At 51.7% G+C, this 12,978-nt stretch carries 11 protein-coding genes; 3 read left to right on the top strand and 8 right to left on the bottom strand.

Going from position 1 to position 12,978, the window contains the following annotated elements; translation table 11 throughout:
- Positions 1–127: 127 nt before the first annotated feature.
- Both OGV65_RS07700 and fabA read left to right on the top strand, forming a co-directional pair.
- On the top strand, positions 128–1,888 hold the full coding sequence (locus tag OGV65_RS07700; protein WP_286454803.1) for an AAA family ATPase: 1,761 nt from the start codon (positions 128–130) through the stop codon (positions 1,886–1,888).
- A gap of 68 nt (positions 1,889–1,956) precedes the next feature.
- Positions 1,957–2,475 (top strand): bifunctional 3-hydroxydecanoyl-ACP dehydratase/trans-2-decenoyl-ACP isomerase, encoded by a 519-nt coding sequence (fabA, locus tag OGV65_RS07705; protein ID WP_003035875.1) that lies wholly within the window; start codon positions 1,957–1,959, stop codon positions 2,473–2,475.
- A gap of 107 nt (positions 2,476–2,582) precedes the next feature.
- On the opposite strand, the gene rmf is transcribed toward fabA, so the two are convergent.
- The 6 genes from rmf to rlmKL form a co-directional block, all read right to left on the bottom strand.
- Positions 2,583–2,750 (bottom strand): ribosome modulation factor, encoded by a 168-nt coding sequence (gene rmf, locus OGV65_RS07710; protein WP_003035871.1) that lies wholly within the window; start codon positions 2,748–2,750, stop codon positions 2,583–2,585.
- A 258-nt stretch (positions 2,751–3,008) separates the two neighbouring features.
- Entirely contained in the window at positions 3,009–3,572 is a 564-nt protein-coding gene (gene pqiC / locus OGV65_RS07715; protein ID WP_016152478.1) for a membrane integrity-associated transporter subunit PqiC, read from the bottom strand.
- Positions 3,569–5,209, bottom strand: a complete 1,641-nt coding sequence (gene pqiB / locus OGV65_RS07720) for an intermembrane transport protein PqiB (protein WP_286454805.1) — start codon at positions 5,207–5,209, stop codon at positions 3,569–3,571. Before pqiB ends, pqiC begins: the two co-directional genes overlap by 4 nt.
- Positions 5,210–5,213: 4 nt before the next feature.
- The gene (gene pqiA / locus OGV65_RS07725; RefSeq protein ID WP_016152477.1) at positions 5,214–6,461 is read right to left on the bottom strand and encodes a membrane integrity-associated transporter subunit PqiA; all 1,248 of its coding nucleotides are present in this window, start codon (positions 6,459–6,461) and stop codon (positions 5,214–5,216) included.
- Between the two features lie 15 nt (positions 6,462–6,476).
- Entirely contained in the window at positions 6,477–8,384 is a 1,908-nt protein-coding gene (locus OGV65_RS07730) for an ABC transporter ATP-binding protein (RefSeq protein ID WP_016152476.1), read from the bottom strand.
- Positions 8,385–8,396: 12 nt separating this feature from the next.
- Complete coding sequence (gene rlmKL / locus OGV65_RS07735) at positions 8,397–10,505, bottom strand: bifunctional 23S rRNA (guanine(2069)-N(7))-methyltransferase RlmK/23S rRNA (guanine(2445)-N(2))-methyltransferase RlmL (RefSeq protein ID WP_016152475.1); 2,109 nt, start codon at positions 10,503–10,505, stop codon at positions 8,397–8,399.
- Between the two features lie 98 nt (positions 10,506–10,603).
- Here rlmKL and OGV65_RS07740 point away from each other — a divergent pair, with 98 nt between their 5' ends.
- The gene (locus tag OGV65_RS07740) at positions 10,604–11,710 is read left to right on the top strand and encodes a YcbX family protein (RefSeq protein ID WP_049283224.1); all 1,107 of its coding nucleotides are present in this window, start codon (positions 10,604–10,606) and stop codon (positions 11,708–11,710) included.
- Here the strand turns inward: OGV65_RS07740 and zapC are convergent.
- Entirely contained in the window at positions 11,707–12,249 is a 543-nt protein-coding gene (zapC, locus tag OGV65_RS07745) for a cell division protein ZapC (RefSeq protein WP_016152473.1), read from the bottom strand. The two genes, OGV65_RS07740 and zapC, sit on opposite strands and share 4 nt — an antisense overlap.
- A gap of 165 nt (positions 12,250–12,414) precedes the next feature.
- Positions 12,415–12,978 (bottom strand): dihydroorotate dehydrogenase (quinone) (gene pyrD, locus OGV65_RS07750; protein ID WP_286454806.1); only part of this gene is annotated, 564 nt, incomplete at its 5' end.

The raw sequence follows: 12,978 nt of genomic DNA on the forward strand, positions 1-12,978 counted from the left end.
AGAAAAGAATATCCAGCCTGTGAACTGTCGCGCGTCATCGCATTCGTTTCACAGCGCTTTCCACGTGTGCAGTGATGATGGTTACGGTATAATCTCGTTTTTTACAACAGACTAAAAAACATCAACTTTGACCATTACGAAACTTGCATGGCGTGATCTGGTTCCTGACACCGATAGTTATCAGGAAGTATTTGCACAGCCGCACGTCACTGACGACACCGATACCTTACTTAGTGATACTCAGCCACGTTTACAATTTGCGCTGGAGCAGCTTCTTCAGCTCTGGACGACGTCTTCGTTCATGCTGGTAAAAGCGCCGGAAGAGCTTGAGTACATCAACCTTATTGCAGAGGCCGCGCGGCCTCTGCACTCTGATGCCGGAAGTCTCACCGGAGGTCATTATGATATCTCCGGTCACACTATCCGCTATCGTACAGCTGAGAGAGCAGAAGACAATTTTGCGACATTAACCCAGGTAGTCTGCGCTGACTGGGTTGAAGCCGAACAACTGTTTGGCTGTCTGCGTCAGTTCAACGGCGAAATTACCCTACAGCCAGGCCTTGTGCATCAGGCCAACGGTGGTGTGCTGGTTATTTCGTTGCGCACGCTACTGGCCCAACCGCTGCTGTGGATGCGCCTGAAAGCCATTGTCAGCCACGAGCGTTTTGACTGGGTAGCTTTTGATGAGTCTCGCCCGCTGCCTGTCTCCGTTCCACCTATGCCGCTTAAACTCAAAGTGGTATTAGTCGGTGAACGTGAATCACTGGCAGACTTCCAGGACATGGAGCCGGAGCTGGCTGAGCAGGCTATTTATAGCGAGTTTGAAGATAATCTGCAGATAGTGGATGCCGAAACCATGACGCAGTGGTGTCAGTGGGTAACACATACCGCTACGCGCAACAATTTGCCCTACCCGGCCCCTGATGCATGGCAAGTGCTGATCCGTGAAGCCGTTCGTTATACCGGCGAACAGGATACATTGCCGCTTAACCCGCTGTGGATCACCCGGCAGTTCAAAGAAGTGGCCCCGTTATGCGAGAGCGAAACCTGCAACGCTGAGCAGTTCAGCCTGATGCTGACCCAGCGTGAATGGCGGGAAGGTTTCCTCGCCGAACGAATGCAGGATGAGATCCTGCAAGAACAGATCCTGATCGAGACGGAAGGCGAGCGTATTGGTCAAATCAACGCCCTGTCGGTGATTGAATTTCCTGGCCACCCCCGCGCGTTTGGTGAGCCTTCTCGTATCAGCTGTGTGGTTCATATTGGCGACGGCGAATTTACGGATATTGAGCGCAAAGCCGAGCTTGGCGGAAATATTCATGCGAAGGGTATGATGATTATGCAGGCGTTCCTGATGTCGGAACTCCAGCTTGAACAGCAAATCCCCTTCTCTGCCTCGCTGACCTTTGAGCAATCCTATAGCGAAGTGGACGGCGACAGCGCATCCATGGCAGAACTTTGCGCATTGATTAGCGCCCTCGCCGACGTTCCTGTTAATCAAAGCATCGCCATTACCGGTTCTGTCGATCAGTTTGGTCGGGCACAACCTGTTGGTGGTCTGAACGAGAAAATTGAAGGCTTCTTCGCCATCTGTCAGCAGCGTGAGCTGACAGGCACACAGGGCGTTATCATTCCTTCAGCGAATGTCAGACACCTGAGCCTGCATCCCGCACTGCTACAGGCCGTAGAAGAAGAAAAATTCACTATCTGGGCGGTGGACGACGTGACCGATGCGCTGCCACTGTTATTAAATCTGGTGTGGGATGGTGAAGGCCAGACAACGCTGATGCAAACTATCCAGGAGCGTATTGCTACGGCAACGCAGCAGGAAGGTCGTCACCGTTTTCCCTGGCCGCTACGTTGGCTGAACTGGATTATTCCGAACTGATCGGACTTGTTCAGCGTACACGTGTTAGCTATCCTGCGTGCTTCAATAAAATAAGGCTTACAGAGAACATGGTAGATAAACGCGAATCCTATACAAAAGAAGACCTTCTTGCCTCTGGTCGCGGTGAGCTGTTTGGCGCAAAAGGGCCACAACTGCCTGCACCAAGCATGCTGATGATGGACCGTGTCATCAAGATGACCGAAACCGGCGGCAACTTTGACAAAGGTTATGTTGAAGCTGAACTGGATATCAACCCGGACCTGTGGTTCTTCGGATGCCACTTTATCGGCGATCCGGTGATGCCGGGCTGCCTGGGTCTGGATGCCATGTGGCAGCTGGTTGGATTCTATCTCGGCTGGCTGGGCGGCGAAGGTAAAGGCCGCGCGCTGGGCGTAGGCGAAGTTAAATTCACCGGCCAGGTTCTGCCGACTGCGAAAAAAGTGACTTACCGCATTCACTTCAAACGCATCGTTAATCGTCGCCTGATCATGGGCCTGGCTGATGGTGAAGTGCTGGTTGATGGTCGTCTGATCTATACCGCAAACGATCTGAAAGTGGGTCTGTTCCAGGACACTTCCGCGTTCTAATCCCGGTCAGCGTAGCCGCCAGACATTAACGTTTATTCGTCTTGTCTGGTGGGCAAAAAGGCGAAACCTCCGCTCTGCGGAGGTTTCTTTTATCTAAAGAGACAGAATCAGGCCATTAAAACCCTATCCCCCATGGCTTCTCGCCAGCCTCCCAGCCAGTATGACCTCTGATTCAGCGTCTGATAGGGACACATTTCTTTTGATCGTCCGGCAATGCCGGCCTGATATCCACGTTGATGTGCCCGTTCCAGGCGATCTCGTTTTTGTCTCTTCATGCCTCGTTTCCCTCATCTTTTGGGTCTGGTGGAAAAGAAAACAGTGATTACTAAGTGTGCAATCACACTAAAACGAATACCCCTAAACATCAGGCTCGTCAATGCGCAAAATTCACGCCAGTGTCATATTTGTGAGCTACCCGCAAAATCATTTGTACAAAAATAGTCTGTCAGAACAGCTATCTCCACGGCTAAAAAAATAAAAAAAACCGCCCCGGGCAATGAACCAGGGGCGGCATAATTTACAATTATTTAAGCTTAAGGGATGCGTTTCAGCTCTTGAGCCATTGCCGTCGCTTCCTGGCTCCAGGCGTTGGCCAGAACCTTCACCATCTCATCGTAGCCGTCTTTAGTCTGTACAGCTTCGATGTGGAATGGACGCTTGATCAACTGCCCCTGGTGATTCAGCAGCCATTCACCGCTCACGATGACCTTACCATCGTACCGACCGTGGAAGCCGGTCACAGTGACGTTCAACGTGTCCTGAGTGCTTCCCAGCGGCTGCGAAGCGACAACCCAGCCAGGCAACTGCATACTGAGGTTCGTAACCAGGGTATTGCGCAATTGCTGATCTAATGGGCTGGCCCAGAGATTATTATTCGCTATCACATATTGCACATCGCTGGTCTGGTAAACCACCCCATTACCCGCCAGATAGTCCGGGACCGCAATCTGTTCAACCCACAGCAGACGGTTACCCTGGTTAGCTGAGCTCTGTACGCCCCCTTGCGCGATAGGAAGCTGGTAATAGCTTTTATTTTCTCCGCTGGAGCTGCATGACGTCAGCCAGACCGCCATCATCGCCACTAGCCACTTTTTCATTGTTTCGCCCTCTTCGGCTCTGGATCTTTTTTGTCCTTCGCTTCAAATACCAGCGCATTGCTCTTATCGTTCAACGTTTTCAGTACCGGTTGCAGTTCTCGCAGCACCTGATCAAGACGCTGCATATCCGCCACCATCTTGTTGTAGGCGGCGGACCCCGGCTGGAAGCCCTGCATACTACGGTTCAGTTCGCGCAGCGTGTTCTGCATATCCGCCGGAAGATTCTGCATCGACTGACTGGACGTGATCTTATTCATGTTGTCCAGCGTGGTTTGCAGATGCTTCATCGTACGCTGGCTTTCCGACAACGTATTGGTCGCCTGCTCAATCATCGGGTTCAACGGCAGATTGTTAATCTTATCCAGCGCTTCCATCAGTCGCTGCTGGATCTGCGCCAGACCACCGCTCACGGTCGGAATAATTTGATAACCATTAAATTCGCGCACACCGGTAATCGGCGGTTCTTTCGGGTAGAAGTCGAGATCGACATACAGAGCGCCAGTCACCAGGTTCCCGGTTTTCAGCGATGCCCGTAAGCCGCGTTTAAGCAATTCTGCCAGATGAGCGCCAACATCAGTATCTTCTCCCAGCTGTGCCTTCAGACGTTCTGGTTCGATACGTACCAGCACCGGAATGCGGTAATCATTGTTGAAGACCTGACGCATATTCGGTGAGAAGAAAGGTACTTTACTTACCGTACCCAAACGGATGCCACGGAATTCCAGTGGCGCGCCGGGCTGCAGGCCACGAATTGAATCTTTAAAGAACATCAGGTAATCAATATGATCGGTATACAGTGAATCCTGAATACTTTTTTGGTCGTCATAAAGATTAAACGCAGACTGTTGTGCGACCGGTTCGCCTTGTTCCAGCCCTTCTGGCACATCAAAACTTACGCCACCGCCAAACAGCGTGGAGAGAGATCCCATTTCCACGCGCATACCTGCCGAAGTAAGATCCACGGCGATCCCACTGTCCTTCCAGAAACGCACATTGCTGGTCACCAGACGATCGTTAGGCGCATTGATAAATAGCTGATAGCTAATCGTACGCTTTTGCGCATCAAATGTGCTGGTTTCAACCGAACCTACACGATAACCACGGAACAGTACCGGGTCGCCCGGGCTCAACTGACCGGCTTTTTTGCTGTCCAGAATCACACGGATCCCTTTCGCATCTGGCGGTGCCAGCGGCGGTGAATCCAGCAGTTGGTAATTTTCCAGCTTGCTGCCTTTATTGCCTGGCTGCAGTTCAATATAAGCCCCGGACAATAGCGTGCCGAGCCCACTGATACCTTCACGTCCAACCTGCGGCTTCACCACCCAAAAGACAGAATCTTTATGCAGCAGCTTTTCCATTCCGGAGTTAAGACGAGCTTTAATTTCCACATGGGTCAAATCATCAGTCAGGGTTGCGCTCTCGACGATGCCGACATCCACGCTGCGGCTCTTAATGGTCGTTTTGCCCCCTTCAATACCTTCGGCATTGGTGGTAATCAGCGTGACTTGTGGCCCCTGATGACTGTAATGATAAAACAGGACCCATGCGCCAATGAGGGCAGTGACTATAGGGAATATCCACACGGGCGACCAGTTTTTTACCTTTTGCACTTTGGCTTCCCCACTTTTAGATTCCATGCTGTCAGGACTCCTCATGATCTGGTTCACGGTCCCACGACAGACGGGGATCAAATGTCATCGCAGAAAACATTGTCATAATGACGACTAAAGCAAACATCAAAGCACCCATTGCAGGATAAATGTTCATTAACCCTCCCATGCGCACCAGCGCGGAGAGTACGGCAATTACAAAAACGTCGATCATTGACCAGCGACCGACAAATTCTACAACCTCATAAATTAAATGCATTCGTTCACTGTCGCGTTTGCCGTGCCCTTTGGCATCCCAACACAGCCAGGCAATGGCGATCATTTTCAACGTCGGCACCATAATACTGGCGATAAAGATAACCGCAGCCACCGGGTAAGAGCCTTCGCTCCAGATTAAAACCACGCCCTCGAGTATCGTTGAAGGCAGCTTTGACCCGAGCAGATCGGTGATCATGATCGGCAGAATATTGGCAGGAAGATAAAGCATGATCGACGTAAACAGTAATGCCAATGTCCATTGCAGACTGTTTTTACGCCGCACATAACCTTTCGTCTGACAGCGTGGGCATACCAGCTCGTCTGCCGGAAGAATAGCGGTGCAGCAGGAACAAGAACGCAATCCTTGTCGGATGCCGGGCACACCAGGCTTTAATTCCTGCTTAATGGCTGGCATAGGGGCAATATCATCCCACAGCCAACGGCGATCCACACACTGAAAAGCCCGCAACTGGAGCATACAAAACATGCACCACGGGATGAAGCTGCTGCCCACACCGATATCGCCGTAGGCCATCAGCTTAACAAAGCTCACCAGCACGCCCGCGAGGAAAATTTCTGCCATTCCCCAGCTTTTTAACTGAAACAAAATACGCGCCAGCCATGTTTTAAGCCGCTCAGGCATATGAACCCGATTCACCAACAGCAAAATGGTCAACAAGCAAAAAGCGGGAACCAACTGAACGAATAAGATAAAGAAGGTACCGAGGCTGGCGTAATCTTCCGAAAAGAGAACGCTGGGGATTTGCAGCAGCGTCACTTCGCTGCTCACCCCCGCAACATTCATATTCACAAAGGGAAAGAGGTTTGACAAAAGCAGCATAAATAATGCTGCTAACACATAGGCAGTAGGACGCTGCCGTGGCGCGTCCCACTCAACCGTTAACGTAGTGCCACATCGTGGACATGCCGCTTTCTGACCATGCTCAAGGCGAGGTAACGCCACCAGCATGTCACACTGCGAGCACAGAATATGCTTCGCGGCATGGTGATGTTCGCACATATGTGCTCCTTTAAATTATGCGCCGTTCTTCAAAGACTCAAGATACTCCCAGCGCTCAAAGGCTTGCTCAAGTTCTTGTTCAGCTTCGTTCAGATTAGCTAATACCTGTTGCGTTTGCTCATGCGGCTGACTGAAAAAAGCGGCGTCAGCTACCTGAGCTTGTAATGCTTCCAGTTTAGCTTCCAGTTCTTCAAGCAGCGCGGGAAGCAGCTCCAGTTCGCGCTGCAGTTTATAGCTTAGTTTGCTCGTGCTGCGTTTGACAATTTCTGCTTTAGGAGCAACGGTTTCCTCTGTTTTTTTCGCAACTGGCTGTTTAAACGCCACATACTGCGATTGCTGGCTGCGGGCATCATGATAACCGCCGACATAACGACCAATTTTACCGCCGCCTTCGAAGATCCAGCATTCGGTGACGGTATTATCCACAAACTGACGGTCGTGGCTCACCAGCAGCACGGTGCCCTGGTAGCTATCAATCAGCTCTTCAAGCAGTTCCAGCGTTTCGACGTCCAGATCGTTCGTTGGTTCATCGAGAATCAAAAGATTACTGGGTTTGAGAAAAAGACGCGCCAGCAGTAGGCGATTGCGTTCCCCACCAGAGAGCGCACGTACTGGCGTCATCGCCCGTTTCGGATGGAACAGGAAATCCTGGAGGTAGCCCAGCACATGGCGAGGTTTACCGTTAACCAGCACCTCTTGCTTACCCTCAGCAAGGTTGTCCATCACGGTTTTATCCGGATCCAGTTCGGCGCGGTGCTGATCGAAATACGCCACTTCCAGCTTCGTGCCGACGTGAATGCGTCCGCTGTCAGCCTGAAGCTGACCTAACATCAGCTTCAGCAGCGTTGTTTTACCGCAGCCGTTAGGTCCAATTAGCGCAATCTTGTCGCTACGTTGCACCTGCGCGGAGAAATCTTTTACCAGTTGCTTTCCATCAACCTGGTAATCAACATTCTCCATTTCGAAGACAATCTTGCCAGAGCGGCTCGCCTCTTCGACCTGCATCTTCGCCGTGCCCATCACTTCGCGACGTTCGCCACGCTCGCGACGCATGGCTTTCAGTGCCCGCACGCGGCCTTCATTACGGGTACGACGCGCTTTGATGCCCTGACGGATCCAGACTTCTTCCTGCGCCAGCTTGCGATCAAATTCCGCGTTTTGGAGATCTTCCACCCGCAGCGCTTCTTCTTTATCCAGCAGATACTGATCGTAGTTCCCCGGATAGGTCACCAGCTTGCCGCGGTCGAGATCGACAATACGCGTCGCCATATTGCGAATAAATGAACGGTCGTGGGAAATGAAAATAATTGTCCCATTGAAGGATTTCAGGAACCCTTCCAGCCAGTCGATAGTTTCAATATCCAGGTGGTTAGTTGGTTCATCCAGCAGCAGTACGCGCGGGTTGCTCACTAACGCGCGGCCCAGCGCCGCCTTACGCAGCCAGCCGCCCGAAAGCGAAGAAAGCGCGGCGTTAGGATCCAGTCCCAGTTGTGCCAGCACTTCATTAATGCGGCTTTCGAGCTGCCACAGATTATGGTGATCGAGCATTTCCTGAACCCGCGCCATTTCATTCAGGTTTCTGTCGCTGGGATCGGTCATCACCAGGCGCGAAATATCGTGATAACGCTTCAGATATTCAGCCTGTTCCTCAATACCTTCGGCAACGAAGTCATAGACGCTGCCCTCAACATTACGCGGCGGATCCTGCTGTAGACGCGCCACAACCAGGTCCTGCTCATAAATAATACGCCCGTCGTCAAGACCCTGTTCACGGTTGAGGATCTTCATCAGCGTCGACTTACCTGCGCCATTACGGCCAACCAGACAGACGCGTTCGTTATCTTCGATATGCAGTTCTGCATTATCAAGAAGCGGCGCATCGCTGAACGACAGCCATGCACCATGCATACTGATCAATGACATTTATTTATCCTTTCAGGCTGCGGTAATCAGCCAGCAATTGTGGATCTGACGGTTACGGGCAAAATCCTGGGAAAGCGTTTTTTGGGTGATTTCTTGTGCTTTTAATCCCAGTTCAGCCAGACCGTCGAGATCCATACGGAACCCACGCTTGTTGTTGGAGAACATGATCGTACCGTCTTTACGCAGCAGACGTTTCAGATCTTTCATCAGCGCCAGATGATCGCGCTGTACATCAAAAGAGTCTTCCATACGTTTTGAGTTAGAGAACGTCGGCGGATCGATGAAAATCAGATCAAACTGTTCATTGGCATCGCGCAGCCAGCCCAGGCAATCGGCCTGAATTAAACGGTGAGCGCGACCACTCAGGCCGTTCAGGCGCAGGTTACGCTCAGCCCACTCCAGGTAGGTACGCGACATATCAACCGTCGTGGTGCTACGCGCACCGCCCAGCCCGGCATGAACGCTGGCACTGCCGGTGTAGGAGAACAGGTTAAGGAAATCCTTACCTTTACTCATCTGGCCCAGCATGCGGCGCGCAATACGGTGATCGAGGAACAAACCGGTATCAAGATAGTCTGTCAGGTTGACCCACAGGCGCGCGTTGTACTCGCTTACCTCAATGAATTCACCCTTTTCATTCATCTTCTGATACTGGTTCTTCCCTTTCTGCCGCTCACGGGTTTTCAGCACCAGTTTATTTGGCGCGATTTCCAGGACCGACAACGTTGCGGCAATGATATCGAACAGACGTTGACGTGCTTTTTGCGCATCGACCGTCTTCGGCGGAGCGTATTCCTGAACCACGACCCACTCACCGTAACGGTCCACTGCAACGTTGTATTCCGGCAGGTCAGCATCATACAGGCGATAGCATTCAATTCCTTCCTGACGCGCCCATTTTTCCAGCTTCTTGATATTTTTGCGCAGGCGATTGGCATAATCTTCCGCGACCGTGGCTGGCTTGCTGTCCGCAGTGGTCTCTGCAACGTGATAGTTTTTCTGTACGCAATCCAGCGGACCGTTTTTCGCTTTGAACTGCTTGTCAGCGCGCAATTGCAGGCTGCTGAGCAAATCCGGAGAGGCGCTGAACAGCGACAAATTCCAGCCGCCAAACTGGTTTTTCATCGTACGGCCCAGCAAGCTATGCAGGGCAATCAGCGCCGGTTCGCTATCCAGACGTTCGCCGTAGGGCGGGTTACTGATCACCGTACCATACGGTCCCTTCGGCAGTGGATTACTCAGTTTGGCGACATCTTTAACGTCAAATGTCATCAGATCGGCAATACCTGCGCGGCGGGCGTTACTACGCGCTTTTTCAATCACGCGCGCATCGCTGTCGGAGCCATAGAAGTGCGAAGTATAGTCAGCAAGCCCCTTACGCGCACGCACCTGAGCTTCGGCTTTAACCTCTTGCCAGACGGCTTCATCGTGCTGTGCCCAACCGCTAAAGCCCCAGTATCCGCGGTGCAGGCCCGGCGCGCGATCGGTTGCCCACATCGCCGCTTCAATCAGCAGCGTGCCGGAGCCGCACATCGGATCGAGTAACGGTGTGCCCGGCTGCCAGCCAGAACGCATAACAATAGCGGCGGCCAGCGTCTCTTTAATCGGCGCCTGACCCGCGCGATCGCGATAACCGCGCTGATGCAAACCGTCACCGCTCAGATCGAGCGCAATGCTGGCGGTATCTTTGTTCAACCAGACGTTGATTCGCAGATCCGGAGATTCACGATCCACATTTGGACGCGGCAGATTTTTGCGGGTAAAAGCATCGACAATCGCATCCTTGACCTTCAACGCACCGTACTGGCTGTTACGAATGGTCTCGTTCAGGCCGCTAAAATGGACGGCAAACGTAGCACCAGGATTAAATATCTCTGTCCAGTCGATTGCCTGAACGCCGAGGTACAGATCAAGATCGCTGTAGACCTTGCACTCTCCCATCGGCAGGATAATGCGCGAGGCCAGGCGGCTCCACATCAGGCTCTGGTAAACAAGCCGCGTGTCGCCCTTAAAATGGACCCCACCCTGAACGACCTGACACTCCAGCGCGCCGAGGTTTTCCAGTTCAGTTTTTAACAGCTCTTCCAGCCCGCGGGCCGTACTGGCAAACAGAGAATTCATAATGTCACTTTTACTCCTAGAAAATTGCTGCGCATTATAGCTAATATGGGCTGTATGTCATAAAGTTGAAGGCTTATTTTCGTTCAAGGGGCTGTGCAGTGGTAACGTTGACCCGACTTTTTATTCATCCGGTTAAATCAATGCGTGGAATTGGACTCACGCACGCCCTGGCAGACGTGAGCGGTCTCGCCCTGGATCGTATATTTATGATTACCGAACCCGACGGGACGTTCATTACCGCCCGACAGTTCCCGCAAATGGTCCGCTTTACCCCTTCCCCTTTCCACGATGGACTTCATCTCACGGCTCCAGACGGCAGCAGCGCGCTCGTGCGATTCGCAGACTTCGCCACCCAGGATGCGCCGACTGAAGTGTGGGGAAACCATTTTACCGCGCGTATTGCGCCAGCGGCTATCAACCTGTGGCTGAGCGGCTTTTTCTCCCGTGACGTGCAGTTGCGCTGGGTGGGTCCGCAACTGACACGCCGGGTGAAGCGCCACGCTGATGTTCCTTTGTCCTTCGCCGATGGTTATCCCTACCTGCTGGCCAACGAAGCATCTCTGCGCGATGTGCAACAGCGCTGTCCGGCAAGCGTCAAAATGGAACAGTTTCGCCCCAATCTGGTGGTTTCGGGGGCTGACGCATGGGCAGAAGACACCTGGAAAGTGATTCGCATTGGCGACGTCATTTTTGATGTGGCAAAACCCTGTAGCCGCTGCATTTTCACTACCGTTAGTCCAGAAAAAGGCCAGAAACATCCGTCTGGCGAGCCGCTCGCCACGCTGCAAACCTTCCGGACAGCGGTGGATAACGGCGACGTCGATTTCGGCCAGAATCTTATCGCACGCAACAGCGGCGTTATTCGCGTCGGCGATGAGGTAGAGATTTTGGCAACCGGTCCCGCCAGAGCTTACGGTGCGGCGGAGTCAGACGATACCGCACTGGAACAACAGCCCGATGCCACGGTACTTATTGACTGGCAGGGCCAGACCTTTCGCGGAAATAATCAGCAGGTATTGCTTGAACAGCTGGAAAACCAGGGTATCCGGGTGCCCTATTCATGCCGGGCAGGAATTTGCGGATGCTGTCGAATTCGACTGTTGGAAGGCGAAGTTAGTCCGCTGAAAAAATCAGCGATTGGGGATGACGGGACGATTCTGTGCTGCAGTTGCGTTCCCAAAACGACAATCAGGCTGGAGAGTTAAACCGCCTGTTCAAGGCTGAAACTGTCGGCAATAACCTGCGGTTTCAGTCTGTCATTCATTATTTTAATCGCGTCGCCAAGCTGCATTGTGCGTCCGGCAATAACCACACCAGGTTGTGCAAGCAGACAAAGCGCGGCATTTTCACCCGGTTCAACCACTAACAGGTTTACCTGTTCATCCGTATCGCTTAAATCCACACAAGCAGCATCCCCCACGACTGGCGACCAGTTAATACCGTGTGCGACAAAGTGCCAGCTTTTTGGCATTTGCGGTTTAAGGTAACGAATCGCCACCAGCGCATTAAGCACCAGTTCCGCCTTTTGCTCTTTGGCTAAATCCAGGTAGCGACATTTTTCTTCAAAGGAAAAATAAAGCGCGGCGTCATCAACACAAAAACCCGACGGAGAAAATGCATCCGGAGTGAGCATTTTACGAGCAAAACGCGAACGGAATAACATGCCATTGGCTAAATCGAGCATCATACGATCGTGCTCTTCATCATAATACCAGCGCCAGTTATCGTCGGGTTTAATTCGCATCAGTTTCTCTCCTTTCCTTAATCATCACCATTACGACAGTATCCTTTTGCCGCTTCGTTTATTGCCTTAATAATAAAAGCTCAGAATGTTTAAATAAGCAACAGTAAAGGAATATAAAACAACCAGGGCCAGAAATAAAGCCCTGGATTGTGATTAAGGTAGCATTCAGATATTGGTGACGATTTCTTTAATCAACGGTGGGCCTTTAAAAATAAAGCCCGAATAAATCTGTACCAGAGAAGCACCGGCAGCTATTTTCTCACGCGCGGCGATTACTGAGTCGATACCACCAACCCCAATAATCGGCAGCTGACCTTTTAATTCCTGAGACAACTGGCGAATAATTTCTGTACTTTTTAATTGTAACGGCCGACCGCTCAGGCCACCCATTTGATCGCAATTTTTCATTCCCTGAACGAGAGAACGATCGAGAGTGGTGTTAGTCGCAATTACGCCATCAATATTATGACGAACTAAACTGTCAGCAACCTGGATCAGTTCTTCCACAGAAAGATCCGGTGCGATCTTAACCGCCACTGGAACATATTTATGGTGGATCGCTTGCAGATCATTTTGCTTATTTTTAATTGCCGTCAGAAGATCATCCAACGCCTCACCATATTGCAGCGTACGTAATCCCGGCGTATTCGGTGAAGAGATATTAATCGCGATATAACCAGCATAAGCATAGACTTTTTCCATACAAATCAGATAGTCATCTTTGCCGTT

It is taken from the genome of Citrobacter sp. Cb004, from assembly GCF_030337065.1.
In the GTDB taxonomy this organism is placed as follows: domain Bacteria; phylum Pseudomonadota; class Gammaproteobacteria; order Enterobacterales; family Enterobacteriaceae; genus Citrobacter; species Citrobacter braakii.

Coding starts and splice junctions, on each gene's coding strand:
- fabA (WP_003035875.1), top strand. CDS start 1,957: ATGGTAGATAAACGCGAATCCTATACAAAAGAAGACCTTCTTGCCTCT.
- rmf (WP_003035871.1), bottom strand. CDS start 2,750: ATGAAGAGACAAAAACGAGATCGCCTGGAACGGGCACATCAACGTGGA.
- pqiC (WP_016152478.1), bottom strand. CDS start 3,572: ATGAAAAAGTGGCTAGTGGCGATGATGGCGGTCTGGCTGACGTCATGC.
- pqiB (WP_286454805.1), bottom strand. CDS start 5,209: ATGGAATCTAAAAGTGGGGAAGCCAAAGTGCAAAAGGTAAAAAACTGG.
- pqiA (WP_016152477.1), bottom strand. CDS start 6,461: ATGTGCGAACATCACCATGCCGCGAAGCATATTCTGTGCTCGCAGTGT.
- OGV65_RS07730 (WP_016152476.1), bottom strand. CDS start 8,384: ATGTCATTGATCAGTATGCATGGTGCATGGCTGTCGTTCAGCGATGCG.
- rlmKL (WP_016152475.1), bottom strand. CDS start 10,505: ATGAATTCTCTGTTTGCCAGTACGGCCCGCGGGCTGGAAGAGCTGTTA.
- zapC (WP_016152473.1), bottom strand. CDS start 12,249: ATGCGAATTAAACCCGACGATAACTGGCGCTGGTATTATGATGAAGAG.